The sequence below is a fragment of the Mycobacterium sp. 23 genome (assembly GCF_048287075.1).
GTDB classification, from domain to species: domain Bacteria; phylum Actinomycetota; class Actinomycetes; order Mycobacteriales; family Mycobacteriaceae; genus Mycobacterium; species Mycobacterium gordonae_B.
Window position 1 is genome coordinate 2,738,835 of sequence record NZ_JBLVUX010000005.1, and the last position, 26,366, is coordinate 2,765,200.

Sequence of the window (26,366 nt, forward strand, 5' to 3'; positions counted from 1 at the left end):
GGCGCAAACCGTCACCGGAAATCCCGGGACTTCGAGCCGACGGCCAGGCTGATGCGGCCCAACCGTTCGGCGACGACGGTGATCGCACCGCTGGCGTTCTGCACCTGGCCGCGGATCAGCAACGCCGGCGCCGTGTGCGCGAGCTTGCGGTGCCGCGCCCACACCCCCGGCGTACAGAGCACGTTGACCATCCCGGTCTCGTCTTCGAGGTTGACGAACGTCACGCCCTGGGCGGTCGCGGGCCGCTGCCGATGCGTCACCGCCCCGGCGATCAGCACCCGGTCCCCGTCGGGCACCGAACCCAGCTCGGCCGCCGGCACCACCCCCATCGCGTCCAGATCAGCCCGCAGGAACTGGGTCGGGTAACTGTCCGGGGAGACGCCGGTGGCCCACACGTCGGCCGCGGCCAGCTCCAGCTCACTCATCCCCGGCAGTTCCGGGACATGTGAGGACGAGCCCACCCCGGGCAACCGGTCCGGCCGTTGGGTGGCCGCGGCCCCGGCCGCCCACAGTCCTTCCCGCCGGGACATGCCGAAGCAGCCCAGCGCTCCGGCCGTCGCCAGCGCTTCGGTCTGCGGTACGGACAGTTGCAGCCGTGAGGTCAGGTCCAGCAGAGAGGTGAACGGGCCGTGGGCTTTTCGCTCATCGGCCAGCTTCTCGGCCAACTCGTCGCCGATATGGCGGACGGCGCCCAGGCCGAGGCGGACCTCCATTCCGTCATTTTCCAGGGTGGCGTGGGCCAGGCTGGCGTTGACGTCCGGACCGTGCACCAGCACCCCGTGCCGGCGTGCGTCGGCCACCAACGACTGGGGCGAGTAGAAGCCCATCGGCTGGGCGCGCAACAGCGCGGCACAGAACGCCGCCGGGTGGTGCAACTTGAACCACGACGAGTAGAACACCAGCGACGCGAAGGACAGCGCGTGACTTTCCGGAAACCCGAAATTGGCGAACGCGTGCAGCTTTTCGTAGATCCGGTCGATCACGTCATCGGAGGCACCGTGCAGGGAGCGCATGCCCTCGTAGAACCGGCCGCGTAGCCGTTGCATGCGTTCGGTCGACCGCTTGGACCCCATGGCGCGACGCAGCTGGTCGGCCTCGGCCGCGGAGAAGCCGGCACAGTCGACCGCCAGTTGCATCAACTGTTCCTGAAACAGCGGCACACCCAGCGTTTTCCGCAATGCCGGCTCCATGGAGGGATGGTCGTAGACCACCGGATCCAGGCCGTTGCGCCGACGGATGTAGGGGTGCACCGACCCGCCCTGGATGGGCCCGGGACGGATCAGCGCTACCTCCACCACCAGGTCGTAGAAAAGCCGGGGCCGCAGCCGCGGCAAGGTGGCCATCTGGGCTCGCGACTCAACCTGGAAAACGCCCACCGAATCGGCCCGGGACAGCATCTCGTACACCGCGGGTTCGGAGAGGTCGAGCCTGGCGAAATCCACCTCGATGCCCTTGTGCTCGGCAACCAGATCCCGGGCGTAGTGCAGCGCCGAGAGCATGCCCAGCCCCAGCAGATCGAATTTCACCAAACCGATTGCCGCACAGTCGTCTTTGTCCCACTGCAGGACGCTGCGATTCTCCATGCGCGCCCACTCCACCGGGCACACGTCGGCGATCGGGCGGTCGCAGATCACCATGCCCCCGGAGTGAATGCCCATGTGCCGCGGCAGGTTCCGGATCTGCTCGGCCAGGTCGACTACCTGTTCCGGAATACCCTCGATATCGGCGGGCTGCCCGCTCCAGTGGCTGATCTGTTTGCTCCACGCGTCCTGCTGCCCCTGCGAAAATCCCAGGGCACGTGCCATGTCGCGCACCGCGCTGCGGGCCCGGTAGGTGATGACGTTGGCGACCTGGGCGGCATAGTCGCGGCCGTATTTGTCGTAGACGTACTGGATGACCTTCTCCCGCTGATTCGACTCGATGTCGATGTCGATGTCGGGTGGCCCATCGCGGGCGGGTGACAGGAACCGCTCGAACAGCAGATCGTTGGCCACCGGGTCGACCGCCGTCACCCCCAGTGCGTAACAGACCGCGGAGTTGGCCGCCGATCCCCTGCCCTGGCACAGAATGTCGTTGCGCCGGCAGAACTGGGTGATGTCGTGCACCACCAGGAAGTAGCCCGGAAACTGCAGTTGAGCAATCACTTTCAGCTCGTGCTCGATCTGGGCATACGCCCGTAGGGCGACGTCCGCGGGACCGTACCGGTCGGCGGCGCCCGCCATGGTCAGCGTCCGCAGCCAGCTGTCCTCGGTGTGCCCGTCGGGTACGTCGAACGGCGGCAGCTGCGGCGCGATCAGCGCCAGGCCGAAGGCGCACTGCTCGCCGAGTTCGGCGGCGGCGGCCACCACGTCAGGGCCCCCGAAGGGCACATGCGCGAACAGCCGGGCCATCTCCTCGCCCGAGCGCAGATGTGAACCAGCCAGTGGGGCCAGCCACCCGGCCGCGGCGTCCAGGGATTGCCGGGCCCGGATGGCGCCCATTGCCATGGCCAGCCTGCGCCGCGACGGTCCCGCGAAATGGGCCCCGGTGGTGGCCACGACGCCGACCCCGAAATGCGGCGCCAGTTCGGCCAGCACCGCGTTGCGTTCGTCGTCGAGCGGCTGACCGTGATGAGTGAGTTCGATACTGACCCTGCCGGCGGTGAACCGGTCCACCAGATCGGCCAGCGCCCGTTTCGCCGCTTCCGGGCCGCCCACCGAAAGCGCCTGTCGCACCGCTCCTTTGCGGCATCCGGTGAGTATGTGCCAGTGCCCGCCGGCCGCCTCGGTCAACGTGTCGATGTCATAGCGGAGCTTGCCCTTCTCGCCACCAGCCAGGTGTGCGGCGGCCAGTTGCCGGGACAGCCGTCGGTACCCTTCCGGACCGCGCGCCAGCACCAGCAGATGCGGACCGGGCGGGTCCGGCTGCTCGGTGCGCGCCACTGAAGACAACGACAGCTCGGCACCGAACACCGTGCGCACGCCGAGCTCGGTGGCCGCTTCGGCGAACCGCACCGCCCCGTAGAGGCCGTCGTGGTCGGTCAGCGCGAGGGCACGCAGGCCCAGGCGGGCGGCCTCCTCGACCATCTCCTCCGGCGTGCTGGCCCCGTCGAGGAAGCTGTACGCCGAATGCGCGTGGAGCTCGGCGTAAGCGACCGACGAGCGCACCCGCCGCCCGTCCGGTCTTGCTGTATACGACCCCCGCTTGTGCGAGAGCGGAGCGTCACCGGCCGGCACGACCGGGGCCGCTTGACCAGCATGGCGTGGCTTGCCGTCGAGTACCCGTTCCATCTCGGCCCAGCTCGGGGGTCCGTGGTGCCAACCCATGACATCAGTCTATCGAACAAATGTTCGATGCGCCAAGGACAACGGGGCGGACTGCCGAACAACTTCGCAACGGCGATGAAACGATTTGCGAACGGCATCTGACGGCACCGCATCGCCGCTGTTAAACGCACCTTTATCGGAAAAACATGTTCTTAACCTGACGGACCTCGCCACGTGCACCCACCAACCGGATACTGGTACAGATTGAAAAAAGCGACGGCGGGGGCACGCATGGCACAACCGATCACACCGGGCACGGGACTCACCCGGGCTCCGGACTCGAACCGGCACACCGGCATGGCGACGGCTGCGGTCGCCGTCCTGGCCGGACCCGTCCCACCATCCCACGACATCAAAGATTTGCTGGCCGAACGCTTTACATCCGGATCAGACATCAGCGCGCACCTGCAACGGGTGGCGCTGCCGGCGCCAGGTGACGACGGCGAATTGTTCCGAGCCATCGCACACGCCCTGGAGCGACCACTGGAACCCGACTTCCCGCTCTGCGAGTGCTGGATCATCGAGGGCCTGCAGGACGGCCGCTGGGCGATGCTGGTCAAGGTCGGTGCGGGCCAGGACCAGCACCCGTCCCCGGCCCAGCTGCTCGCACGGCTCTGCGACCACGACCGGGACGCCTTCAGTGATTCGACTGCCGCAGTTACCTTTTCACCCGAACCCACGCCGGGCTGGGCCGACGCCACGCGGCAGGCCGCGACTCGCCTCGTCAACGGCCTTTCCGCCGCGGCCGGCATCCTGCGACCCTGGCCGTCCGCCGGCCCGCCGCCGACCGTCCTGCGCTACCAGACGGTCGTCGTACCCCGCGGCGCCGTGGACCACATCGCCCGCAAGTTCGGCGCGACCTCCGACGACATCGCCCTGGCGGCGATCACCGAGGGATTCCGCGCCGTTCTCATCGATCGAGGCGTACAACCACAAGCAGATTCGCTGCGCACTCTGGGCACGTCGCTGACTCACCTACCCGTCGAGCACCGGGACCCGTTCGCCCAGCTGCACGCGGTGCGCACCCAGGCAGGCCGGCGATCACCGGGAGACTCACCTTTGGCGCTGTGCGCCAAGATGATTCACGCGCTGGCCCGAACTCCGCAGCCGGACGTGGTCGCGCTGGCCACCGCACCCCCCGGACCGCGCTACCAGTTGTGGCTGATGGGCCGGCGGCTCGAGCGGCTACTGCCGATCCCGCCGACGGCGCCGCAACACGGCACCGGGGTCGCGGTACTGAGCTACGGCAGCGACCTCGTCTTCGGCATCACCACCGACTATGACGCCGACCCGAACATCCTTGCCGCCGGCATCGAATCGGGGGTGGCGCGCCTGACCGCGCTCGGCCGGGACTCGGTCGTGCTTTTCGACCGCCGACGCAAGCGCCGCGCCCTACCCAACAGCGCGGTGCGGTGGCGGCCGTCACCGGCGTCCGCCCGAGTGCGCCACTGACCGACACCCGCATCGGCCACCGTGAGAAGGTGGGGCATGCCAAAATCGGGGCCGGTGACAATCGACCCACGCCACCACGATGCGGTGTTGTTCGACGCGGCGCTGCCGCCCGCCCATCCGCTGCTCGAGCGCCTGCGCTCCGTGCGTGTCGGCACCGCCGTCTGCGCGCCCGACGGCCAGGTCGAGGCGGCCCGGCGGTTGTCCACCCGGCCGGGTCGGTGCGCCGTCGTCGCGTCGGACGCAGCCGGTGTCACCGCCGCGCGCGACGCCGGTTTCGCGCTGGTGATCGCGGTCGGCCCCGACCGCGTCCCGGGCTCCGACGCGGTGGTCGCCGACCCTCGTGAGGTCGAGGTACGCACCGGTGACAAGCGCATGTCCGAGCTGCCCGATGCCGGGCACGCCGTCGATCTCGCCGGCAAAGCCCCGGCGGTGTTCTTCGACTTCGACGGCACCTTGTCCGACATCGTGAACGATCCCGACGCGGCCCGGCCGGTGGCCGGTGCATCCGAAGCGCTGCAGGAGTTGGCCGCGCGGTGCCCGGTCGCGATACTCAGCGGCCGCGACCTGGCCGACGTCTCCAAACGCGTGGGCCTTCCCGGCATCTGGTATGCCGGCAGCCACGGGTTCGAGCTCACCGCACCCGACGGCACCCACCACCAGAACGAAGAAGCCGCGGCGGCGATACCGGTGCTGGAGCAGGCGGCGGCGGAACTTCGTGAACAGCTCGGGTCAATTCCCGGGGTGGTGGTGGAGCACAAGAGATTCGGCGTCGCGGTGCACTACCGCAATGCCGAACGGGACCGGGTGGGCGAGGTGGCCGCGGCCGTGCGCACCGCGGGCCAGCGCGACGCGCTGCGGGTGACGACGGGACGCGAAGTCATCGAATTGCGTCCGGATCTGGATTGGGACAAGGGCAAGACCCTGCGCTGGGTGATGGAGCATCTGGGCGCGCAAGCGGGTTCCCGGCTGCCGATCTATCTCGGCGATGACATCACCGATGAAGACGCGTTCGATACGGTCCGCGCCGACGGCATCCCGATCCTGGTGCGGCACAACGATGATGGCGATCGCGCTACCGCGGCGCTGTATGCCCTGGACAGTCCCGCCCAGGCCGCCGAATTCACCCTCCAGCTGGCCCGGCAATTATCTGAAACCGATGGCAGCGACGATTCCGGAACAAACCAGGGTCGCACTGGCAGTCAGTCGCGCAAGTTGTGACACGCTGGACACTCCGGCGCTAGGAACTTGGACGACCGCGGCTAGGAGTGTGTCCGATCAGCAAGCTCGGTTTCTGGAGCATCGTCATGCTCGGGGTCAACGCGGTCATCGGAGCCGGCATCTTCCTGACCCCCGGCGCGGTGATCAGGCTCGCCGGCACCTGGGCGCCGGTCGCCTACATCCTGGCGGGGCTGTTCGCCGGCATCATGGCGCTCGTCTTCGCCACCGCCGCCCGCTACGTCAGGACCAACGGCGCCTCGTATGCCTACACCACCGCGGCATTCGGCCAGCGGATCGGCATCTACGTGGGTGTCACCCACGCGATCGTCGCCTCCATCGCCTGGGGGGTGCTGGCGTCACTCTTCGTCTCGACGCTGCTTAATGTTGTTTTCCCGCAACGTCATTGGGCTCAGGAAACGCACCTGTTCAGCGTGAAGACGTTGACCTTCCTGCTGTTCATCGTCGTGCTGCTAGTGATCAATCTGTTCGGCAACCGGGCGATCAAGTGGGCCAACGGAATCTCCACCGCCGGCAAGATTTTCGCGTTGACCGTCTTCATCGGGGGCGGTCTGTGGGTGATCACGAGCCAGCACGTGGACCACTACGACACAGCGGGCGCCCCCGGCATCTACCAACCGGCTCCGTACGCCTTATTCGGGTTCGTCCCACTCGGACAGAGCACGCTGACGGGCGTGGTCCTGGCCACCGTGGCCGCGCTCTACGCATTCACCGGCTTCGAGTCGATCGCCAATGCCGCCGAGGAGATGGAGGAACCAGACCGCAACCTGCCCCGGGCCATCCCGCTGTCGATTCTGGCGGTCGGCACCGTCTACGTACTCGCCGTCACGGTCGCGATGTTGTTGGGGTCGGACAAGATCGTCCAATCGCCGGACACGGTGAAACTAGCGGCGGCCATCGGCAACGACGCCTTCCGCGGCATCGTCATCCTGGGCGCGCTGGTGTCGATGTTCGGCATCAACGTGGCGGCGTCGTTCGGCGCACCGCGGCTGTGGACCGCGCTGGCGGACACCCACACCCTGCCCGCCCGCCTGTCCGGCAAGAACCGGTTCGGCGTCCCCATGCTGGCTTTCGCCATCACCGCGGCGCTGGCGCTCGCCTTCCCGCTGGCACTGCGCTTCGACAACGAAACCCTGACCGGCCTGGCCGTCATCGCGCGCTTCATCCAGTTCATCATCGTCCCGATCGCACTGATCGCCCTGGCCCGCGACCGCACCGGCCCGCATTCAGAGGTCAGGCGAAATACTTTCACCGACAAGGTGTTACCGATCGTTGCGGTGGCGATCTCGGTGGCTCTCGCGGTGTCTTTCGACTACCGGACCCTGATTCTCAGCCCGCACGGCGGACCCAACTACTACTCGATCGTGTTGATCGTGCTCACCTTTGTCGTGGTGCCGGCGATCGCCTATGTGCACTACTACCGGACGGCCGGCGGCACGTACTCCACCTCACCGTCGTCGAGCACCAACCGCGGTCCCTGACCCTCCGCGCCGGACGCCTCGGTGCGGAAGACCGCCTTGCCCGGTCCGGTCTTCCAGATCAGCGTCGACAGCGTCTCGCCGGGAAACACCGGCTTGGTGAAGCGCGCGGCGATCGAGGTGATGTTGGCCGCGACACCCTGCCCCAGTTCGGCCACCAGCGCACGGCCGGTGACGCCATAGGTGCACAGCCCGTGCAGGATCGGCTTGGGGAATCCGGCCAAATTGGTGGCGAACCAGGGATCGCTGTGCAGCGGGTTACGGTCGCCGGACAACCGGTAGATCAGTGCCTGATCCTCCCGGGTGGGCAGCTCGATACGGACGTCGGGATCGCGGTCGGGGAATTCCGGGGCCACCGGCCGCTCCCCTTTCTCACCGCCGAAGCCGCCCTCGCCGCGGATGACGAGGGTGGTCAGCGTTTCGGCGATCAGGTTGCCGGTCTCGGGATCGGTCCCCTTGCCGCGCAGCATCAGGATCGCGTTCTTGCCCTCGCCCTTGTCCTGGATGTCGACCACCTCCGAAACCACGGACAGCTTGCCGGCCGGTGGCAGCGGCGCGTGCAGCCGGACGGTCTGCGATCCGTGTAAAAGCATGGCCCAGTTGAACGTTCCGACTTTGCCGGCCGCGCCGAAAGCCGGGCAGCAGATCACCGCGTAGGTCGGCAGCACCTGCTGCGGGATGTCGTGGCTGTTCTCGGTGGTGAAGGACAGATCCTCGAGCCCGGCGCCCACCCCGAGCGCGTACAACAGCGTGTCGCGGTCGGTCCACTCGAACAACTGCGGCTTGGTCACCGCGCCGACGGCACTCGGGTCAATCGCCATGCGAGTCTCCTCTGAGATTTCAATTCCGCAATTTCGGTGACGTAACCATCGCAAACCCTTCCCACCGACGGTGTCGGCAGGGCAGGCTATCGCCATGGCGAAGCGCATATTGATCCGGAGGGCCTCCCAATTCGTAGCTGTGGCCGCCGTGGCGGTGATCGTCGGGGCCTGCAGCAGCAGCCCGCAGGCCCGCAGCATCACCCTGACGTTCATCCGCAACGCGCAGTCCCAGGCCAACGCCGACGGCGTCATCGACACCGCCGTGCCCGGTCCCAGCCTGACAGCCGACGGCAAGGGTCAGGCTCAGCAGCTCGCCCATCAGGTTGGACACACCGAGTTCGACGCGCTGTATTCCTCCCCCATGGCCGCCGATCAGCAAACCGCCGGGCCACTGGCCACCGAGGTCGGCCGGCAGGTCGAGGTCCTGCAGGGCCTGCAGTCCATCAACGCCGGCTGGTACAACGGCAAGCCCGAGTCGATGGCCAACTCGACCTACATGCTGGCGCCGGTGCGCTGGGTGGACGGCGACGTGGACACCAGCATCCCGGGCTCGTTGAGCGGCAGCGACTTCAACTCGCAGTTCAGCGCGGCGATTCGCAAGATCTACGACAGTGGCCACAACAAGCCCGCGGTCTTCTCCCAGGGCACGGCGATCATGGTGTGGACGCTGATGAACGTCAAGAACCCCAAGCTGAGCCTGCTGAACAGCCACTCGCTGCCCAACGTCGGACGTGTGGTGATCACCGGGAACCCGGTAACCGGCTGGACATTGGTCGACTGGGACGGCGTGCGCAGCTTCAACTGAACTCAGCCGCGCGTCGAGGTTGACGTGGGCGGCCGTATGCCGCCACGATGGGCTGCATGCGGTATGTCGTTACCGGCGGTACCGGGTTTATTGGCCGCCGAATCGTTTCCCGGCTACTCGACCGCGAACCCGATGCGCAGGTGTGGGTGTTGGTCCGCCGCGCGTCGCTGGGTCGCTTCGAGCGCCTCGCCCTGGACTGGGACGAGCGCGTGAGACCGCTGGTCGGCGAGTTGCCTGAGCTGGACCTGGCCGATCCGGTGATCGCCGAACTCGGGCACGTCGACCACCTGGTGCACTGCGCGGCAATCTACGACATCACCGTCGGCGAGGCCGAACAACGCGCGGCCAATGTCGAGGGCACCCGCGCCGTCATCGCCCTGGCGCAACAACTCGGCGCCACGTTCCACCACGTTTCCTCGATCGCGGTTGCCGGCGACTTCCGGGGCGAGTACACCGAGGATGACTTCGACGTCGGCCAAGGCCTGCCGACGCCGTACCACCGGACCAAATTCGAGGCCGAGGCGCTGGTACGGAACGCGACCGGGCTGCGCTACCGCGTCTACCGCCCGGCGGTAGTGGTGGGCGACTCCCGCACCGGCGAGATGGACAAGATCGACGGGCCCTACTACTTCTTCGGCGTGCTGGCCAGGCTGGCCGTCCTGCCGTCGTTCACCCCGATGATGCTGCCGGACACCGGGCGCACCAATATCGTCCCGGTCGACTACGTGGCCGACGCGCTGGTGGCGCTGATGCATGCCGACGGCTCGGCTTCTTTAGACGGGCGGACGTTCCACCTGACCGCTCCCACCACTGTGGGGCTGCGCGGCATCTACCGCGGCATCGCGCGGGCCGCCGGGCTGCCCCCACTGCGCGGGACGCTGCCCCGCTCGATGGCCACCTCGGTGCTGAAGGTAAGCGGACGCGCGAAAGTGCTGCGCAACATGGCGGCCACCCAATTGGGCGTGCCGGCCGAGGTTCTCGACGTGATCGACCTGGCTCCGACGTTCGTCAGCGACGAGACGCAGAAGGCGTTGCGCGGCACCGGTATCGAGGTCCCCGAGTTCGCGTCGTACGCGCCGAAACTGTGGCAATACTGGGCCGAGCACCTGGATCCCGACCGGGCCCGGCGCGACGACCCGAACGGGCCGCTGGTGGGCCGGCACGTCATCATCACCGGCGCGTCCAGTGGTATCGGGCGGGCCTCGGCGCTGGCCGTGGCGCGGCGCGGCGCCACGGTGTTCGCGCTGGCCCGCAACGGCGCGGCTCTAGACGATCTGGTCGACGAGATCCGCGCGGGCGGTGGGCAGGCGTACGCCTTCACCTGCGACATCACCGATTCGGCGTCGGTGGAGCACACCGTCAAAGACATCCTGGGCCGCTTCGACCACGTCGACTACCTGGTCAACAACGCAGGCCGGTCGATCCGCCGCTCGGTGGTCAACTCCACCGACCGGTTGCACGACTACGAGCGGGTCATGGCGGTCAACTACTTCGGTGCGGTGCGGATGGTGTTGGCGCTGCTGCCGCACTGGCGGGAGCGCCGGTTCGGCCATGTCGTCAACGTCTCCAGCGCCGGTGTGCAGGCCCGCAACCCGAAGTACAGCTCGTATTTGCCGACCAAGGCGGCGCTCGATGCGTTCGCCGACGTGGTCTCCACCGAGACGCTGTCCGACCACATAACTTTCACCAACATCCACATGCCGTTGGTAGCGACCCCGATGATCGCGCCGTCGAAGCGGCTGAACCCGGTGCCGGCGATCAGCGCCGAACGCGCGGCGGCCATGGTGGTGCGCGGCCTGGTGGAGAAGCCGGTGCGCATCGACACCCCGATGGGCACCCTGGCCGAGGCCGGTCACCAGTTCGCGCCCAGGCTGTCCCGCCGCATTCTGCATCAGCTCTATCTGGGGTATCCCGATTCAGCTGCCGCGCGCGGGATTGCCGAACCCGCCGAACCCGTTGCCGCACAACGCCGTCGGCCCAGGCGCCCGAGTCGGGCTGGACGCGCAGTGCCGCGGGTGGGGGTGCCCAGGCCCGTCAAGCAGATGGCCCGGCTGGTGCCGGGCGTGCACTGGTGATCACTTTTCGCAGGTGAACTGGTCGACGTCGATGTAGCCCATGCGGAACATCTCGGCGCAACCGGTGAGGTACTTGATGTAACGCTCATAGACTTCCTCGGACTGCAGGGCGATGGCCTGGTCTTTGTGTGCCGCCAATGCGGCCGACCAGATGTCGAGGGTCTTGGCGTAGTGCGGCTGCAGCGACTGCACGCGGGTCACGTTGAATCCGTTCGCGGTGGCCCGCTCCTGCACCATCGGTATCGACGGCAACCGCCCGCCCGGAAAGATCTCGGTGACAATGAATTTGACGAATCGGGCGAACTCGAAAGTCAGCGGCAGCCCGCGCTCCTTCATCTCCAGTGGGTGCAGCCCGGTGATGGTGTGCAGCAGCATGATTCCGTCATCCGGCAGCAGGCGGTGCGCGAGTGCGAAGAACGCGTCGTAGCGCTCGTGCCCGAAATGCTCGAACGCGCCGATGCTGACGATCCGGTCGATCGGTTCGTCAAACTGTTCCCAGCCTTGCAGCAGAACCCGTTTCGTGCGAGGGCTGTCGGATTTCGCGAACAGCTGCTCGACGTGGTTGGCCTGGTTCCTGCTCAGGGTGAGCCCGACGACGTTGACGTCGTAGCGCTCCACCGCGCGCATCATGGTGGCGCCCCAGCCGCAGCCGACGTCGAGCAGGGTCATGCCCGGCTGCAGCCCGAGTTTGCCCAGCGCCAGATCGATTTTCGCGATCTGCGCCTGTTCGAGAGTCATGTCGTCGCGCTCGAAGTACGCGCAGCTATAGGTCTGGGTGGGGTCCAGGAACAGCCGGAAGAAGTCGTCGGAGAGGTCGTAATGCGCCTGAACTTCGTCGAAGTGCGGGGTCAGATCATCGGGCATCCGCACAGCGTAACGTGGCCCCGGTGAGCGCCGTGTTCGCCGACGTCGACACCGGCATCGACGACGCGCTCGCCCTGATCTATTTGCTGGCCAGCGACACCGACCTGATAGGTATCGCCTCCACGGGAGGCAATATCGCCGTCGATCAGGTGTGTGCGAACAATCTCGGCCTGCTCGATCTGTGCCGGGCCGCCCCCATCCCTGTCTCTCCCGGAGCCGATCGGCCGTTGAACGGCGAGCGTCCCCGGCGCGGGGACTTCCACGGCCCCAACGGTGTGGGGTATGCCGAGCTGGCGCCCAGCAACCGGCGGCTCACCGATCACGATGCCGCGACGGCCTGGGTGCGCGCGGCACACGCCCACCCCGGTGAGCTGGTGGGGTTGACGACCGCGCCGCTGACGAACCTGGCGCTGGCGCTGCGCATCGAACCGGAGCTGCCGGCACTGTTGCAGCGACTGGTGATCATGGGCGGGGTGTTCGATGGCCAGGGGCCGCCGGAATGGAACGTGCGGGTGGACGCGGAGGCGGCGGCCGAGGTATTCGCGGCCTGGGCGGGCCGACCACGACTACCCGTGGTGTGCGGGCTGGACCTGACCCGCAAGGTGGTTATGACGCCGGACATGCTCGACGGCCTGCCGGCACCCGCACCGGTGACTCGGTTCGTCGAGGATGCGATGCGGTTCTACTTCGAGGTGTACCGCGACCGCGGCCTCGGATACCTGGCGCACCTGCATGATCCACTGGCCGCAGCCGTGGCGCTGGACCCACAACTGGTCAAGACCCGGCCCGCCTCGGTGGACGTCGAGGTGTCGGGCAACCCCGGGATGACCAGCGCCGATTGGTCGGGTGCGCGAAAGCCGAACGCACAGATAGGCATTGATGTTGACGCGACTGAGTTCTTCGATCGGTTCACGCAGCGGGTGGCGGCCTTCGCGCGCCGGACGCAATGACCCGGGTGCCTGTGTTCGGGGTCTGGTCGAGGCCACCTACTACCGGCAATAAGACCGAAAGTCAAGGTCAAACGGCTGAAACCATACCGACCGTATGGCACATGCGTCCCAAAAATTACCGTTGAACTGTTGCGCAATTGGCCCCTGACCCCCTAACTTATAAGCACGGTGAGATTCAGATCACGTATGAGGCGACAAAGCAACGGAGCGTTGGTCACAACTTGGTCTGCACCGCGGGGAGGCGGCCGCACATCGCGGCCGGATAGTTAAGGGGAGCACTTCGTGTCAGGAACACGCCCGGCCGCTCGGCGGCTGAACCTTGTCGCCGTCAGCAGCACCCAGCACGCCGAAGATGGCGGGGATCGAGCCTGGGTATCGCAGGGTTTGTGCAGGACAAAGGACCCCGACGAACTGTTCGTGACTGGGGCGGCGCAACGTCAGGCAGCAGCCATCTGCAGGCACTGCCCGGTGCTGCGGGAATGCGGCGCGGACGCGCTGGACAACAAGGTCGAATTCGGCGTGTGGGGTGGCATGACCGAACGTCAGCGCAGGGCCCTGCTCAAGGAGAACCCCGACGTGGTGTCGTGGTCGAGCTTCTTGAACAAGCGCAAGTCCCGCTCCGTCGGGTAGACCGAGCCGGCGGTCATCATTACTTTTCTGTTACAGACGCGACCAACGCTCCGGCCCTACTCGATGAATCTCACACCAGCGCAACGGATTTGCCTAATCGGCGAGTCCGGCCCGAATCGCTGATTTTTTACCCGGCGGTAAATCCGCGGCATTTCCGCTGATCAGCGCGCGAATTACTCGTAGATACCTTCCAGGAACCACCTCCTCTGCCGGTAACACAGCAACAGCGCACGCTCGCTCTCCAGCAGCACTTGGGCGCGAGCGACGCGACCGGCCCGCTGACCGGCTTCAGACCGGTCGTCCCACCACCGCTCGTCGACGGGCCACGGCCCGGCCCACCAGCGCAGCCGGTCGTCCCGTCCCCGGACGGCCAGCCGGGCAGGATCGGCCGAGAACACCCCCCGGCTGGTCACCCGAATCGGATTACCTTGTGCATCAAGCAATTCCACCGGGTCGTCGACCAGTACCGCCGGCGACGGGTCAGGCAGTTGACCGGGCCACGGCTGAGCGGGATCGGCCCGCGGCACCGGTTCGTCACCCAGCGGGGTCATCGTGATCCGCTCGGCCGGTCCCCGACCTCCGGACAGCACCGGCACCTGCACCGCCTCCGGGCCCAGCAATCCCTGAACCCGCACCAGCGCCCGTCGGGCCCGGAGCCTGTCCTCCTCCCCCAGACCACCCCAGAGCGGCAGCTGCAGCGCCCCGGCCGAAACCACCTCGACGGCCTGCAACCGCAACAGCGTCACCGGCGCGTCCAAGGGGCGGCCTCGCGCCATCCGATGACTCAGCCACCCGTCGAGTTGCCAGCGCACCCGGTCGGCGGTGGCGTCCTCGGTCAACGGTTCGGCGCACCGCCACACCCGGCTCAACTCTTCACCGGTGGCGGTGACGGCGTGGATGGCCAGCCGGGTGCACCCCACGCCGGCGGCCAGCAGCGCCTGATGCAGCGCGGCAGCCAGCGAGCGCCCAGCGAATGCCGCGGCGTCGACCCGGTCGATCGGTGGATCGCAGTCCAGCACAGCGCAGAGTTCTGGTGGCGGTTCCCGCCCGGAAGGCCCCCGTTCCGATTCACCGCGGGCGAACCGGTGCGCAGTCACCGCATCCGCTCCGAACCGGGAAGCGACGTCGGTGCGGGACAACGCGGCGAACTGTCCGATGGTACGAATTCCCATCCGCCACAAAAGATCTGCCAGCTCGTCCCGACCCGGTCCGGACAGGCTGGGCTCGGTGGCAAGCTGGCGGATCGACAGTGCCGACAAGAACCGCGCATCCCCTCCCGGCTCCACCACGCGACCCGCACGGGCGGCGAAGACCGCAGTGGACAACCCGTCGGCAATGCCGATCTGGCATTCGGCTCCGGCGGCGGCCACCGCGTCGATCAGCCGCTCAGCCGCCTGCTGCTCAGATCCGAAGAATCGGGCCGCGCCGCGCACCGGCACCACCAGAAGACCGGGTCGCAACACCTCCGGGCGGGGCACCAGATCCTCCACTGCGGCGATCACCCCTTCGAAGAAGCGGGCGTCGCGGTCCACATCGGCGGTCACGATGTGCAGTTCCGGACACCGCGCCGCGGCCTCCCGCCGCCGCAGCCCACGCCGGACCCCGGCCGCCCGGGCCGTCGCCGAACAGGCGATCACCCGGTTCGCCAGGGTGACCGCGACCGGATCCGTCGCCGACCGGTCCGCGGCCGCCGCCGCCGCGACCGCGGGCCAGTCCATGCACCAGATCGCCAAAACGCGGGAAGACATCAGAGTCAGCCGGTTCGTGACCGGTCGGCCGACCGTCCGCACCGGCTGATCTGCAGCCGGACTCCGCTGATGCGCCCAACCCCGGGACGGCCACCACCGGCGAGCTCATAGCCGCAGACGCGGGCCTCCAGCCGCGTCGACGCTCCTTCCCAGTCGCCGTCGGTGACCAGCACCGTGCACCCCTTCTGACGGGCGCGGGCCACCACCGCCCGCGCCCGGGTCCGCGTCACCCGCCGGCCCCCCAGGCCGAGGACCACCAGATCCATGCCGTCGATGAGCACCGCGGCCACCTCCACCGGATCGTTTCCCGGATCCGGCACCACCGCGAGCCGGCTCAGGTCCGCCCCCATTTCAACAGCAGCCAGCAACCCGATGTCCGGCTGCCCGACGATCACCGCATTGCCCCCGTCCGCCGTCACCGTGGCCACCATGCGCAGCACCAGCGACCGCGCTCCCGACAGCACCGCCACCGTCCCGCGGGGTAGCAGCGCCGGACCCGACGGCACCAGCTCTTCGGCGGGGGCGGTATCCTTGCCAGATAATGCGGCGATCTTCTGACGCAGCTGTTTTAGCTGCTCAACACGGCTTTCCTGGCGGAGATCGGAGGCAAAAGCCGCAGTCATGACCAGCCTCCCAACCAAATTTTTTCGAAAGTATGTTCGATTCGATTCGAGTAAACACCCACCCCCCGACAGCGTCAAGGCGCGGGCGGGGACGCCCGGTTCACGACGCCCGAAATGCCCTGGTGCTGGTGTGGCTGCTGATAGCCGGTGGCACTGCTGTGGCACCTGCGTCAGCAAACGCCGACTCAGCCACGTGCCACCCGGCGGAGCTGTTCGCCACCGACAACAGTGACTCGAGCGGAATCGACGAGCTACGACTGTTCGAGATCCAGGCCGATGCCACGCTCGCGCTCAACAGCGCACCGGCCACGGGTTCGGTGCTCGTGGACGGTGTGTTCTGGTCCGACGAGGGCCAGCAGGTCACCGTCGAACGCGCACGCCAGTTCCATCTGTGCGTCGTCGACGAACCCACCTTGCACACCGCCGCCGAGGCGCTGCGCCGTCAATTCGACCAGCAAGCGGTGCTGACCTTCGACTACCCGACCGAGGCGGCGCGCGACTCGCAGGCGGCCATCATCACGGTGCCCGGCATCGACTTCGCCCGCTTCCGCGACGCGTTCACCGCCGACGAGGACGCACACCGCCGACTGCTCGGCGGATCGGTCACCACAGCCGAGCCCACGCTGATCCTGATCGCGCACACAGCCGATCTGGACATCGCCCACCGGCTGGTCGAGGCGTCCGGCGGCGACTGGGCCACCGCCGTCATCGCTTTCGGCGACCGCGAGATCGTCCGGTAGCAGCTAGTTGGCCGCGACGCCCGTCGGCACCGGAAACGGGGTCGGGATCGGCACACCCGGCATGAACCGCTGAAAAAGCGAGGTGGCGATCCCCGCGACCTCATCGGTGAGCGGATACATGTGGCGGTACTGCAGCACCTGCTTGCCGATCAGCCCGAGCCGCTCCTGGAAGGTCGGCATCCGGGCCGGATCCAGCAGCGGGTTGTTGAACGGCGGCCGGTCGGCCCGCTGAAACTCGAAGGCAGCACTGATCCGCGGCGCCGATCCCAGCCGGCTGCCGCGCCCGCCCCAATGCAGCACGGCCTGGTTCCAGGCCAGCACCGATCCGGCCGTCGCCGGCAACGCCCGGATGTCCTGCGGGTTGTAGACGACGGTGTTGTTCTCGCCGTCCCACCGGCGCTGCCGGAACCGGTCGTCGAGGTGGGCGGGCAGCATGTACATGCACCCGTTGAGCGGGGTGGCGTCGGTGAACGGCAGCCAGACCGTCAGCGTGTGCGGCGAGTTGTCGGCATCGAGGGTCGGGATCACCCGATCCCGGTGCGGCCCCCAGCCCAGCGCGTTCTCGTTGGGGTTGACGTGCCAGACCCAGAAGTCGGGCAGTGCCTGGTAACCCTCGCCCAGCACGGACGTCAGGAATCGCGAAAGACCCTGGAACGCAAGCCACAACTCGTCATAGACGAATGCGAAAGCCAGCGGGATGCCGCGCTGGAACAGTGTCGACACGGCGTAGCGGATCGGTGCGATGGCCGCTTCCGAAAGCGCGTCGGGTATCTGGACGTAACCCTCGCGCTTCAAATTGGCCAGCAGTGGGTCGATCTCGCCGACCGCGGCCGGTCTGGCGTAACCGCCGCCTTCGATCGACATCCCCGGGCACAGCTCGCCCCAGAACTCGCGACGCTCCGCCTGAACAGCGGAAAGGCTCCCGATCATCGCGATATCGTATCCCGGGTCAGCGGCGTTCGGGGCCGATCAGATTCACTCCCACTCGATGGTGCCGGGCGGTTTGCTGGTGACGTCAAGCACCACCCGGTTGACCTCCCGGACCTCATTGGTGATGCGGGTCGAGATGCGCTCCAGCACCTCATAGGGCACCCGGGTCCAGTCGGCGGTCATGGCGTCCTCGCTGGAGACCGGCCGCAACACGATCGGGTGCCCGTAGGTACGCCCATCACCCTGTACGCCCACCGAGCGGACGTCGGCGAGCAGCACCACCGGGCACTGCCAGATCTGGTTGTCCAGACCCGCCGCCGTCAGCTCTTCCCGTGCGATCAGGTCCGCGCGCCGCAGCGTGTCCAGCCGCGAAGCGGTGACCTCGCCGACGATTCTGATGCCCAGCCCCGGCCCCGGGAACGGCTGGCGCGCAACGATTTCCTCCGGTAGCCCCAGCTCCCGGCCGACCGCACGCACCTCGTCCTTGAACAACAGTCGCAAGGGTTCGACGAGTTTGAACTTCAGGTCGTCGGGCAGGCCTCCGACGTTGTGGTGGCTCTTGATGTTGGCAGTGCCGCTGCCGCCGCCGGACTCCACCACGTCCGGATACAGCGTCCCCTGCACCAGGAAGTCGATCTGGCTGCCGTGCAACACATCCCGCACCGCGCCCTCGAACGCCCGGATGAACTGCCGGCCGATGATCTTGCGCTTGCCTTCGGGATTGCTGACCCCCGAGAGCGCCTCGAGGAAGGTCTGCGCGGCGTCCACCGTGACCAGATTTGCTCCGGTGGCGGCCACGAAATCGCGCTCCACCTGCGCACGCTCACCGGCCCGCAACAGCCCGTGGTCGACGAAGACACAGGTCAACCGGTCGCCGATGGCGCGCTGTACCAACGCGGCGGCCACTGCCGAGTCCACTCCCCCGGACAGGCCGCAGATCGCCTGGCCGTCGCCGATCTGCTCGCGCACCTGCTCGACCAGCGCGCTGGCGATGTTGGCCGGCGTCCACTCCGCGCCGATCCCGGCGAACTCGTGCAGAAACCGGCTGAGCACCTGTTGCCCGTGCGGGGTGTGCATCACCTCGGGGTGGTACTGGACACCGGCCAGGCCACGTTCGCGAGCTTCGAATGCCGCTACCGCCGCGCCAGCACTGCTGGCCACCACCTCGAAGCCCTCCGGCGCCCCGGTGACCGCGTCGCCGTGGCTCATCCATACCGGCTGGACCCCTGGGAGGTCTGAATGCAGTTCGCCGCCAAGGACTTTCAATTCGGTTCGGCCGTACTCGCTGGTTCCGGTGTGCGCGACGGTGCCACCGAGAGCCTGGGCCATGGCCTGAAATCCGTAGCAGATGCCGAACACCGGCAGGCCGAGGTCGAACAAGCCCGGATCCAGCTGTGGAGCGCCCTCGGCATAGACGCTGGCCGGCCCCCCCGACAGCACCAGCGCCCGCGGGTTGCGGGCCCGGATCTCCTCGATCGAGGTGGTGTGTGGAATCACCTCCGAGTACACCCTCGCTTCGCGGATCCGACGGGCGATCAACTGGGCGTACTGAGCACCGAAGTCGACCACCAACACGGGCCGCGGGGAGGCTGATTCCACGGGGACCGAGTTTAGCCATGCGGCGGACTCCATGGTTGTCAACCCAAGTTGACGGAAATCACAATCCGCCCCTATAGTCCCTCCAATCGTCTACTTAAGTTGACAGTTCGAATGGGCAGGTGGTTTGGGTGGATTTTCTGGTCTCACCGCCGGAGATCACTTCCGCACGCATCGCACGCGGGCCGGGATCGGGGTCTCTGCTGGCCGCGGCGTCGGCGTGGGCCGGTCTGGGGGAAGACCTGGCGGCCACGGCGATTGAGTTCTCGTCGGTGATATCGAGCCTGACGAAATCGGCGTGGCAGGGACCTTCGGCGACAGCCATGACCGAACTGGCGCTGTCGCATACCTGCTGGCTGCGGGACGCGGCGACGAACGCCGCCGACGCCGCCCGTCACGCGGCGTCCGCGGCTGCCGCCTACGACACGGCGCTCGCCGCCACCGTCCCACTGGAGACACTGACCGGCAACCGGATGCAGTTGATCTCGCTCGCGGTGTCAAACATCTTGGGGCTCAACGCACCAGCGATAGCTGCCACCGAGGCCGAGTATGAGCGGATGTGGGCCCAGGATGTGGTTGCCATGTCGGACTACTACGCCGGCGCTTCGGCCGCAGTCGCCCGGCTCAGCCCGTGGCAGGCCGCTCCGACGGCCCCAGCGGCCTCCGGCGTCACCCTGGTCATCGGCGGCAGCGGATTCCCGTTGCCCTCGCAGAGCTATGTCAACTCCGTGATGGCCAACTACGTCACGCCCAATTTCCCCGCCTTCACCGTGACCAACGCCCAGGCTCTGCTGACTCCCGCGCAGTCGTACTGGATCACCGGCATCAAGACCCTGACCGAGGACGCATCCTGGGCCCAGGGGCTGACTATTCTCGACAGCGCGATCCACGCACAGTTGACATCGGGCAATACCGTTGTTGTGCAAGGCTTCTCGCAGGGAGCCGGTATCGCATCACTGGAGATGGCGAACCTGAAGGCCGCCGGGGTGCCGAGCGACGCCGTGAGCTTCGCACTGGTCGGAAACCCGATGAATCCTAACGGGGGGTTGTATTCGCGCTTCGACGGTCTGAACCTGCCGAGTTTGGGCAAGTCGTTTCCGGGATCCACACCCGCCAATGACTATCCGACCGTCATGTACACGATCGAGTACGACGGCTTCGCCGACTTTCCGCGGTATCCGCTCAACATCGTCGCCGACGCCAACGCCATGCTCGGCGCGCTCTACGTCCACCCGCTGTATCCCACCCTCACCGCGGAGCAGGTCGCCACTGCCGTCCAACTGCCCACCGCGGGACCGACGATGACGAAGTACTACATGATCCCCACCCACAATCTGCCACTGCTCGAGCCGCTGCGGACGTCGTTCCTGGGCAACACGATCGCCGATCTGATTCAGCCCGACCTGAAGGTGATCGTGAACCTGGGCTACGGCGACCCCGACTACGGATACTCGACCGGGCCGGCCAACGTCCCCACCCCGTTCGGGCTCTTCCCGGACGTCAGCCCCGTGACGGTCTTCAACGACCTGGTCAGCGGAACGCAGCAGGGCATCAGCGCCGCCGCCGCCGACCTCCGCTCCTGGCACCCACCGTCTCTGCCGAACGTCTCACCGCCAGGCCTCCCGCACCTGACCCTGCCGGCATTCACGCCGCCGTCGGTCGACAGCCTCATCCAAGGCCTGCAGATGGCGAACACCACTATCACCACCGCAGCCACGCATGCCGCGGCGTCGGCGTACTCCACCCTGCTGCCGACCGTGGACACCTTGACCGCCATCGCCGTCTCGCTGCCGTCCTATGACCTGAACCTCTTCCTGGACGGCATCAGGCAAGCCGTCGAAGGAGATCCCGCCGGCATCGTCAACGCCATCGGCTATCCCGTCGCCGCGAACACCGGACTACTGACCTTCCTGAGCTTCTTCCTCGCCTATGCCTACTACGGCGCGGCCAAGTCGATCGTCGCCGACCTCACCGCCCTCCTTTAGACCTGCTGAAGCCTCAATTCAGCTTGCTGACGTCGAATCGCCCCGCCATCTCCGGACGGGTCTGCGGCGGTATGCTCGCCGGAGCAGGCGACGGATCGATCAGGGGTAAAAGGCGTGCGGGTCACGGGCAGAATTGTGCGGTTCGACGGGGTTCGTGGTTACGGGTTCATCACCCCCGACATCGGCGGTGAAGACGTGTTTTTGCACGTCAACGACTTGGAAATGGAGAAGAACCGCGCCGTGCGCGGTGCTCAGGTGTCTTTTGAGATTGATGAGGGAAATCGGGGAAAATTCGCGCGCGAAGTACGTTTGTCGAACGGCTCCGGACCCGTTGACGACGATCCGTCAGTGGCTGGCGACGAATATTTCGACGTGCTTTCGCCCGAAGAATTCCGTCAGACAATTACCGAGAAGCTATTGCACATAACTCCAGCACTGAATGCTCAACAGATCCTGGCGGTGCGCAGCAGCTTTGAAGAGGTGGCCCGCAAACACGGCTTAATAGATTCATAGTTTGCCGCCTGCGCCTCACCGGGCATGTGGAGGGGTGTTGCCAACTACATCGCCAACTACTTGGAAGCGGGGTTGCGCCAGTGGTATCTGCGCTCGGTCTGCCTGAGAAAGTGCACGCCTGCCTGTTCGACCTCGACGGTGTGCTCACCGACACCGCGAGCGTGCACACCAGGGCCTGGAAGGAGATGTTCGACGCCTTCCTGAAGCAGCGCGCCGAGCAGTCAGGAGAAGAGTTCGTTCCCTTCGACGCCGACTCTGACTACCGCCAGTACGTGGACGGCAAGAAACGCGAGGACGGAGTCCGGTCATTCCTGGAGAGCCGGGACATCGAACTGCCCGACGGCGGCCCCGACGATTCCCCTGACGCGGAGACGATCCACGGCCTGGGCACGCGGAAAAACGATGCGTTCCAAGCGGTTCTGCACAAGGACGGCGTGAAGGTGTTCGACGGCTCGCGCCGTTACCTGGAAGCGGTCAAGAAGGCCGGGCTGAAAATCGCGGTCGTCTCGTCCAGCGCCAATACCCGCGACGTCCTCGAAATCACCGGGCTGGACCGGTTCGTGCAACAGCGGGTGGACGGCGTCACACTGCGCGAGGAGGACATCGCCGGCAAGCCGGCGCCGGACTCCTACCTGCGCGGCGCGGAACTGCTCGGTGTCGAGGCGGACGCCGCCGCGGTTTTCGAGGACGCAATCTCCGGCGTGCAGGCCGGCCGGGCCGGTAACTTCGGACTCGTGGTGGGTGTCGACCGGGTCGGTCAAGCCGACGAACTGCGCGACAACGGCGCCGACGTGGTGGTGACCGATCTCGCCGAACTGCTGAACGACGATGACGGGGAAACAACATGATTTCTGAGGAAGCGTTTCCGGTTGAGCCGTGGCAGATTCGCGAGACCCGGCTGAATCTGAACCTGCTGGCCCAGTCGGAGTCGTTGTTCGCATTGTCCAACGGGCACATCGGATTACGCGGCAATCTCGACGAAGGCGAACCTTACGGGCTACCGGGCACCTATCTGAACTCCTTCTACGAGATCCGGCCACTGCCGTATGCCGAGGCCGGATACGGCTATCCCGAAGCCGGTCAGACCGTGGTCGATGTCACCAACGGGAAGATCATCCGGTTGATGGTCGACGACGAGCCGTTCGACGTCCGCTACGGCGAACTGCTGGACCACGAGCGCATTCTCGACCTGCGCGCCGGAACGCTGACCCGCTGCGCACACTGGCGCTCCCCCACCGGCAAACAGGTCAAGGTGACATCCACCCGGCTGGTGTCGTTGGTGCACCGCAGCGTCGCCGCCATCGAGTACGTAGTGGAAGCCATCGACGACTTCTCCCGGGTCACCGTGCAGTCCGAACTCGTCACCAACGAGGACCAGCCGGAAACCTCCGACGACCCCCGGGTGTCGGCCATCCTGGAGAACCCGCTGGAGGCCGTCGATCACGAAATCACCGAGGGCAGAGCGCTTCTCATGCATCGCACCCGCAGCAGCGCGCTGATGATGGCTGCGGCGATGGATCACGAGGTCGAGGTTCCGGGCCGCTGTGAGATAAGCACCGACGTCCGCGCTGACCTGGCGCGCACCACGGTGATCTGCGGTCTGCGGCCCGGCCAGAAACTGCGCATCGTCAAATACCTCGCCTACGGCTGGTCCAGCCTGCGGTCCCGTCCGGGGTTGCGGGACCAGGCGGCCGCGGCGTTGTCCAGCGCCCGCTACAGCGGCTGGCAGGGTCTGCTCGACGGACAGCGTGCCTACCTGGACCTGTTCTGGGACGCGGCCGACGTGGAGGTCGAGGGGGATCCGGAAAGCCAGCAGGCGGTGCGGTTCGGGATGTTCCACCTGCTGCAGGCCAGCGCCCGCGCGGAGCGCCGCGCCATCCCCAGCAAGGGCCTCACCGGGACCGGCTACGACGGCCACGCCTTCTGGGACACCGAGGGATTCGTGCTGCCGGTGCTCACCTACACGGTGCCGCACGCGGTCGCCGACGCCCTGCGCTGGCGTGCCTCGACGCTGGACCTGGCCAAGGAACGAGCGGCCGAGCTGGGCCTGGACGGCGCGGCTTTCCCGTGGCGCACCATCCGGGGTCAGGAGTGCTCGGCATACTGGCCGGCCGGCACCGCGGGTTGGCACATCAACGCCGACATTGCCATGGCCTTCGAGCGCTACCGCCTGGTCACCGGCGACAATTCCCTGGAAGAAGAGTGCGGCCTGCCGGTGCTGATCGAGACCGCCCGGTTGTGGATGTCACTGGGGCACCACGACCGCCACGGGGTGTGGCACCTGGACGGGGTCACCGGCCCCGACGAGTACACCGCGATCGTCCGGGACAACGTCTTCACCAACCTGATGGCGGCCAACAACCTGCGCATCGCCGCCGATGCCGCCAAGCGTCACCCCGACAAGGCCGGGGCCCTGGGCGTCACCACCGAGGAGATGGCCGCATGGCGCGACGCGGCCAATGCCGCCCATATCCCCTACGACGAGGAGTTGGGCGTCCACCAACAGTGCGAAGGATTCACCACTTTCGCGGAATGGGACTTCCAGACCAACGCCACCTACCCGCTGCTGATGCACGAGGCCTACGTCCGGCTCTATCCGGCGCAGGTGATCAAGCAGGCCGACCTGGTCCTGGCCATGCAGTGGCAGAGCCATGAGTTCACCCCCGAACAGAAGGCGCGCAACGTCGACTACTACGAGCGGCGGACCGTCCGCGACTCGTCACTGTCGGCCTGCACCCAGGCGGTGATGTGCGCCGAGGTCGGTCACTTGGAGCTGGCTCACGACTATGCGTATGAGGCGGCACTGATCGATCTGCGCGATCTGCACCGCAACACCCGCGACGGTCTGCACATGGCGTCGCTGGCCGGGGCGTGGACCGCGCTGGTCGCCGGCTTCGGCGGGCTCCGCGACGATGAGGGCGTGCTGTCCATCGACCCACAGCTGCCCGACGGCATCTCCCGGCTGCGATTCCGGTTGCGCTGGCGCGGTTTTCGCGTGACGGTGGACGCTGACCACGAGAACGTCACCTACACCCTGCGCGACGGTCCAGGCGGTGAGCTGATCATCAAGCACGCTGGCGAGGATCTCACCTTGAGCACCGAAGAGCCCTCGACCATCGCGGTGCGCCAGCGCGAGGCGTTGCTGCCTCCGCCGCCGCAGCCGCCGGGCCGCGAGCCGATTCATCGCCGGAGCCTGGCCAGAATGGCGCCCGCGACGTAGTTCGGCCCGTCGTCCCGCCTTCGCGGTGGTGTCTATGCCGTTGGCATGAACGACCGACCCCGGCGTGACAATCGGATACAGGTAAGGCTAACCTCATAACTCCCCGATCACCCGGAGCCCTGGTAGGCCGACATTGACTTCCGCGTTCATGAAGTTCCGCACGTTCCATGGCTCGATGCTGGAACGGCCATCGGCACGTATTTCGCCGCACAGAGCCAGGACCGGGTCCGGGGCCGGCGATACGGCCACGGGCGAGATCCCCTTCATCCGCCCCAGTTTCCCCGGGCCGGCGGAGCTGGCGGAGGACTTCCGGCGGATCGCCCACACCAACTGGTATACGAATTTCGGCCCCAAGGAGCGCCAGTTCGCCCACGCGCTCAGCGAATACCTGGGACCGGAGTTGCATGTTGCCACCCTCGCGAACGGCACGATGGCGCTGATCGCCGCGATGCACGTCACCTTTGGTGCCGGTGACCGGGATCGCTACGTGCTGATGCCGTCGTTCACGTTCGTCGGCGTCGCCCAGGCTGCACTGTGGAACGGGTACCGCCCGTGGTTCATCGACATCGATGCCGCTTCATGGCAACCAAGCGCCCAATCCGCCCGCGCCGTTCTGGAGCGCGCCCGCGACCGGATCGCGGGCATCGTGCTCGCCAATGCCTTCGGGGTCGGCAACCCTCAGATCGGGGCTTGGGAAGAGCTTGCCGCCGAATGGGATCTGCCCATGGTGATCGACTCGGCAGCCGGCTTCGGTTCGACTTACCCAGATGGCGACCGCGTCGGCGGACGCGGGACATGCGAGATCTTCTCGTTGCACGCGACCAAACCGTTCGCCGTCGGCGAGGGTGGCGCTCTGGTCTCGCGCGATCCACGCGTGGTCGAACAGACCTACCGGTTCGCGAACTTCGGATTCGGAAACTCCCGCGAGGCGGGCCATTTCGGGATGAACGCGAAACTTCAGGAGATCAACGCCGCCATCGGTCTGCGCCAACTGGCGGGGCTCGATCACCGCTTGGAAAGCCGCCGCGCGGTGCTCGCCAGCTACCGCGCAGGACTGGCTGACACCGGGATGCGGTTCCAGCAGAACGCCGACTCCTCCGCGCTCTGCTTTGCCAGTGCGTGTTGCACGACACCCGACCACAAGAGCGCCGTCCTCGCCAACCTGCACCAGAACGCCATCCGGGCACGCGATTACTACAACCCGGCCCAACATCGGCATCCGTATTTCGTTGCCAACGACGAATTGCTCGAGTCGACCGATTTGGCTGTCACAGAAGACCTCTGCTCACGGATAGTGTCGCTGCCGGTGCACGACCACATGGCCTCAGCGGATGTCGCGCGGGTTGTCGCGGCGGTGCGGGAAGCGTGACCGCCCGGCCGGCCGCACCGAGCGAC

At 67.1% G+C, this 26,366-nt stretch carries 20 protein-coding genes; 13 read left to right on the top strand and 7 right to left on the bottom strand.

Going from position 1 to position 26,366, the window contains the following annotated elements; translation table 11 throughout:
- Window positions 1-11: 11 nt before the first annotated feature.
- On the bottom strand, window positions 12-3,305 hold the full coding sequence (locus ACNQS7_RS13860) for an error-prone DNA polymerase (protein WP_418012981.1): 3,294 nt from the start codon (window positions 3,303-3,305) through the stop codon (window positions 12-14).
- A 231-nt stretch (window positions 3,306-3,536) separates the two neighbouring features.
- On the opposite strand from ACNQS7_RS13860, the gene ACNQS7_RS13865 reads away from it, so the two are divergent.
- The 3 genes from ACNQS7_RS13865 to ACNQS7_RS13875 are packed head-to-tail and all read left to right on the top strand — an operon-like array spanning window position 3,537 to window position 7,474.
- A complete protein-coding gene (locus tag ACNQS7_RS13865) occupies window positions 3,537-4,757 on the top strand; it encodes a wax ester/triacylglycerol synthase domain-containing protein (RefSeq protein WP_418012982.1) in 1,221 nt (406 codons plus the stop codon).
- Window positions 4,758-4,793: 36 nt separating this feature from the next.
- Window positions 4,794-5,975, top strand: coding sequence for a trehalose-phosphatase (gene otsB, locus ACNQS7_RS13870; RefSeq protein WP_418012983.1), 1,182 nt, complete (start codon window positions 4,794-4,796; stop codon window positions 5,973-5,975).
- A 47-nt stretch (window positions 5,976-6,022) separates the two neighbouring features.
- Window positions 6,023-7,474: an APC family permease gene (locus ACNQS7_RS13875; protein ID WP_418012984.1), complete on the top strand. Its 1,452-nt coding sequence runs from the start codon at window positions 6,023-6,025 to the stop codon at window positions 7,472-7,474.
- Here ACNQS7_RS13875 and ACNQS7_RS13880 read toward each other — a convergent pair.
- A complete protein-coding gene (locus ACNQS7_RS13880; RefSeq protein ID WP_418012985.1) occupies window positions 7,411-8,292 on the bottom strand; it encodes a MaoC/PaaZ C-terminal domain-containing protein in 882 nt (293 codons plus the stop codon). The genes ACNQS7_RS13875 and ACNQS7_RS13880 overlap by 64 nt on opposite strands.
- 94 nt (window positions 8,293-8,386) lie before the next feature.
- Between ACNQS7_RS13880 and ACNQS7_RS13885 the strand changes: the two genes are divergently transcribed.
- Window positions 8,387-9,097, top strand: coding sequence for a histidine phosphatase family protein (locus tag ACNQS7_RS13885; protein WP_418012986.1), 711 nt, complete (start codon window positions 8,387-8,389; stop codon window positions 9,095-9,097).
- Between the two features lie 56 nt (window positions 9,098-9,153).
- The gene (locus ACNQS7_RS13890; RefSeq protein ID WP_418012987.1) at window positions 9,154-11,172 is read left to right on the top strand and encodes an SDR family oxidoreductase; all 2,019 of its coding nucleotides are present in this window, start codon (window positions 9,154-9,156) and stop codon (window positions 11,170-11,172) included.
- On the opposite strand, the gene cmaA1 is transcribed toward ACNQS7_RS13890, so the two are convergent.
- Window positions 11,173-12,036 carry a cyclopropane mycolic acid synthase CmaA1 gene (gene cmaA1 / locus ACNQS7_RS13895; RefSeq protein ID WP_418012988.1) on the bottom strand — a complete coding sequence of 288 codons (864 nt, stop codon included), beginning with the start codon at window positions 12,034-12,036 and terminating at the stop codon, window positions 11,173-11,175.
- Between the two features lie 14 nt (window positions 12,037-12,050).
- Between cmaA1 and ACNQS7_RS13900 the strand changes: the two genes are divergently transcribed.
- Together ACNQS7_RS13900 and ACNQS7_RS13905 are read left to right on the top strand one after the other, a co-directional pair.
- Window positions 12,051-12,986, top strand: coding sequence for a nucleoside hydrolase (locus ACNQS7_RS13900; RefSeq protein WP_418012989.1), 936 nt, complete (start codon window positions 12,051-12,053; stop codon window positions 12,984-12,986).
- A gap of 282 nt (window positions 12,987-13,268) precedes the next feature.
- Window positions 13,269-13,616, top strand: coding sequence for a WhiB family transcriptional regulator (locus ACNQS7_RS13905; protein ID WP_055579221.1), 348 nt, complete (start codon window positions 13,269-13,271; stop codon window positions 13,614-13,616).
- 173 nt (window positions 13,617-13,789) lie between these two features.
- On the opposite strand, the gene ACNQS7_RS13910 is transcribed toward ACNQS7_RS13905, so the two are convergent.
- Both ACNQS7_RS13910 and ACNQS7_RS13915 read right to left on the bottom strand, forming a co-directional pair.
- Window positions 13,790-15,364: a DNA polymerase Y family protein gene (locus ACNQS7_RS13910; protein WP_418012990.1), complete on the bottom strand. Its 1,575-nt coding sequence runs from the start codon at window positions 15,362-15,364 to the stop codon at window positions 13,790-13,792.
- Window positions 15,365-15,369: 5 nt separating this feature from the next.
- A complete protein-coding gene (locus tag ACNQS7_RS13915) occupies window positions 15,370-15,987 on the bottom strand; it encodes a hypothetical protein (protein ID WP_418012991.1) in 618 nt (205 codons plus the stop codon).
- Between the two features lie 32 nt (window positions 15,988-16,019).
- Between ACNQS7_RS13915 and ACNQS7_RS13920 the strand changes: the two genes are divergently transcribed.
- A complete protein-coding gene (locus ACNQS7_RS13920) occupies window positions 16,020-16,727 on the top strand; it encodes a hypothetical protein (RefSeq protein ID WP_418012992.1) in 708 nt (235 codons plus the stop codon).
- 3 nt (window positions 16,728-16,730) lie between these two features.
- Here the strand turns inward: ACNQS7_RS13920 and ACNQS7_RS13925 are convergent, their stop codons facing one another.
- Window positions 16,731-17,657 carry a phytanoyl-CoA dioxygenase family protein gene (locus tag ACNQS7_RS13925; protein ID WP_418012993.1) on the bottom strand — a complete coding sequence of 309 codons (927 nt, stop codon included), beginning with the start codon at window positions 17,655-17,657 and terminating at the stop codon, window positions 16,731-16,733.
- A gap of 45 nt (window positions 17,658-17,702) precedes the next feature.
- Entirely contained in the window at window positions 17,703-19,256 is a 1,554-nt protein-coding gene (guaA, locus tag ACNQS7_RS13930; RefSeq protein WP_418012994.1) for a glutamine-hydrolyzing GMP synthase, read from the bottom strand.
- 128 nt (window positions 19,257-19,384) lie between these two features.
- Here guaA and ACNQS7_RS13935 point away from each other — a divergent pair, with 128 nt between their 5' ends.
- The 5 genes from ACNQS7_RS13935 to ACNQS7_RS13955 all read left to right on the top strand — a co-directional run bounded on the left by ACNQS7_RS13935 (window position 19,385) and on the right by ACNQS7_RS13955 (window position 26,340).
- Window positions 19,385-21,238 (top strand): PPE family protein, encoded by a 1,854-nt coding sequence (locus ACNQS7_RS13935; protein ID WP_418012995.1) that lies wholly within the window; start codon window positions 19,385-19,387, stop codon window positions 21,236-21,238.
- A 114-nt stretch (window positions 21,239-21,352) separates the two neighbouring features.
- A complete protein-coding gene (locus ACNQS7_RS13940) occupies window positions 21,353-21,751 on the top strand; it encodes a cold shock domain-containing protein (protein ID WP_310784022.1) in 399 nt (132 codons plus the stop codon).
- Window positions 21,752-21,831: 80 nt separating this feature from the next.
- The gene (locus ACNQS7_RS13945; RefSeq protein ID WP_418012996.1) at window positions 21,832-22,599 is read left to right on the top strand and encodes a beta-phosphoglucomutase family hydrolase; all 768 of its coding nucleotides are present in this window, start codon (window positions 21,832-21,834) and stop codon (window positions 22,597-22,599) included.
- Window positions 22,596-24,971, top strand: coding sequence for a glycoside hydrolase family 65 protein (locus ACNQS7_RS13950; RefSeq protein ID WP_418012997.1), 2,376 nt, complete (start codon window positions 22,596-22,598; stop codon window positions 24,969-24,971). Before ACNQS7_RS13945 ends, ACNQS7_RS13950 begins: the two co-directional genes overlap by 4 nt.
- Window positions 24,972-25,119: 148 nt before the next feature.
- The gene (locus tag ACNQS7_RS13955; protein ID WP_418012998.1) at window positions 25,120-26,340 is read left to right on the top strand and encodes a DegT/DnrJ/EryC1/StrS family aminotransferase; all 1,221 of its coding nucleotides are present in this window, start codon (window positions 25,120-25,122) and stop codon (window positions 26,338-26,340) included.
- Window positions 26,341-26,366 lie beyond the last annotated feature (26 nt).

What these genes read in the sequence shown, in the direction of transcription:
- ACNQS7_RS13915 (WP_418012991.1), bottom strand. Translation starts at nt 15,987, where the DNA reads ATGACTGCGGCTTTTGCCTCCGATCTCCGCCAGGAAAGCCGTGTTGAG.
- ACNQS7_RS13955 (WP_418012998.1), top strand. Translation starts at nt 25,120, where the DNA reads ATGAAGTTCCGCACGTTCCATGGCTCGATGCTGGAACGGCCATCGGCA.
- ACNQS7_RS13925 (WP_418012993.1), bottom strand. Translation starts at nt 17,657, where the DNA reads ATGATCGGGAGCCTTTCCGCTGTTCAGGCGGAGCGTCGCGAGTTCTGG.
- otsB (WP_418012983.1), top strand. Translation starts at nt 4,794, where the DNA reads ATGCCAAAATCGGGGCCGGTGACAATCGACCCACGCCACCACGATGCG.
- ACNQS7_RS13880 (WP_418012985.1), bottom strand. Translation starts at nt 8,292, where the DNA reads ATGGCGATTGACCCGAGTGCCGTCGGCGCGGTGACCAAGCCGCAGTTG.
- ACNQS7_RS13890 (WP_418012987.1), top strand. Translation starts at nt 9,154, where the DNA reads ATGCGGTATGTCGTTACCGGCGGTACCGGGTTTATTGGCCGCCGAATC.
- ACNQS7_RS13910 (WP_418012990.1), bottom strand. Translation starts at nt 15,364, where the DNA reads ATGTCTTCCCGCGTTTTGGCGATCTGGTGCATGGACTGGCCCGCGGTC.
- ACNQS7_RS13860 (WP_418012981.1), bottom strand. Translation starts at nt 3,305, where the DNA reads ATGGGTTGGCACCACGGACCCCCGAGCTGGGCCGAGATGGAACGGGTA.
- ACNQS7_RS13920 (WP_418012992.1), top strand. Translation starts at nt 16,020, where the DNA reads ATGTTCGATTCGATTCGAGTAAACACCCACCCCCCGACAGCGTCAAGG.
- ACNQS7_RS13950 (WP_418012997.1), top strand. Translation starts at nt 22,596, where the DNA reads ATGATTTCTGAGGAAGCGTTTCCGGTTGAGCCGTGGCAGATTCGCGAG.
- ACNQS7_RS13865 (WP_418012982.1), top strand. Translation starts at nt 3,537, where the DNA reads ATGGCACAACCGATCACACCGGGCACGGGACTCACCCGGGCTCCGGAC.
- ACNQS7_RS13885 (WP_418012986.1), top strand. Translation starts at nt 8,387, where the DNA reads ATGGCGAAGCGCATATTGATCCGGAGGGCCTCCCAATTCGTAGCTGTG.
- cmaA1 (WP_418012988.1), bottom strand. Translation starts at nt 12,036, where the DNA reads ATGCCCGATGATCTGACCCCGCACTTCGACGAAGTTCAGGCGCATTAC.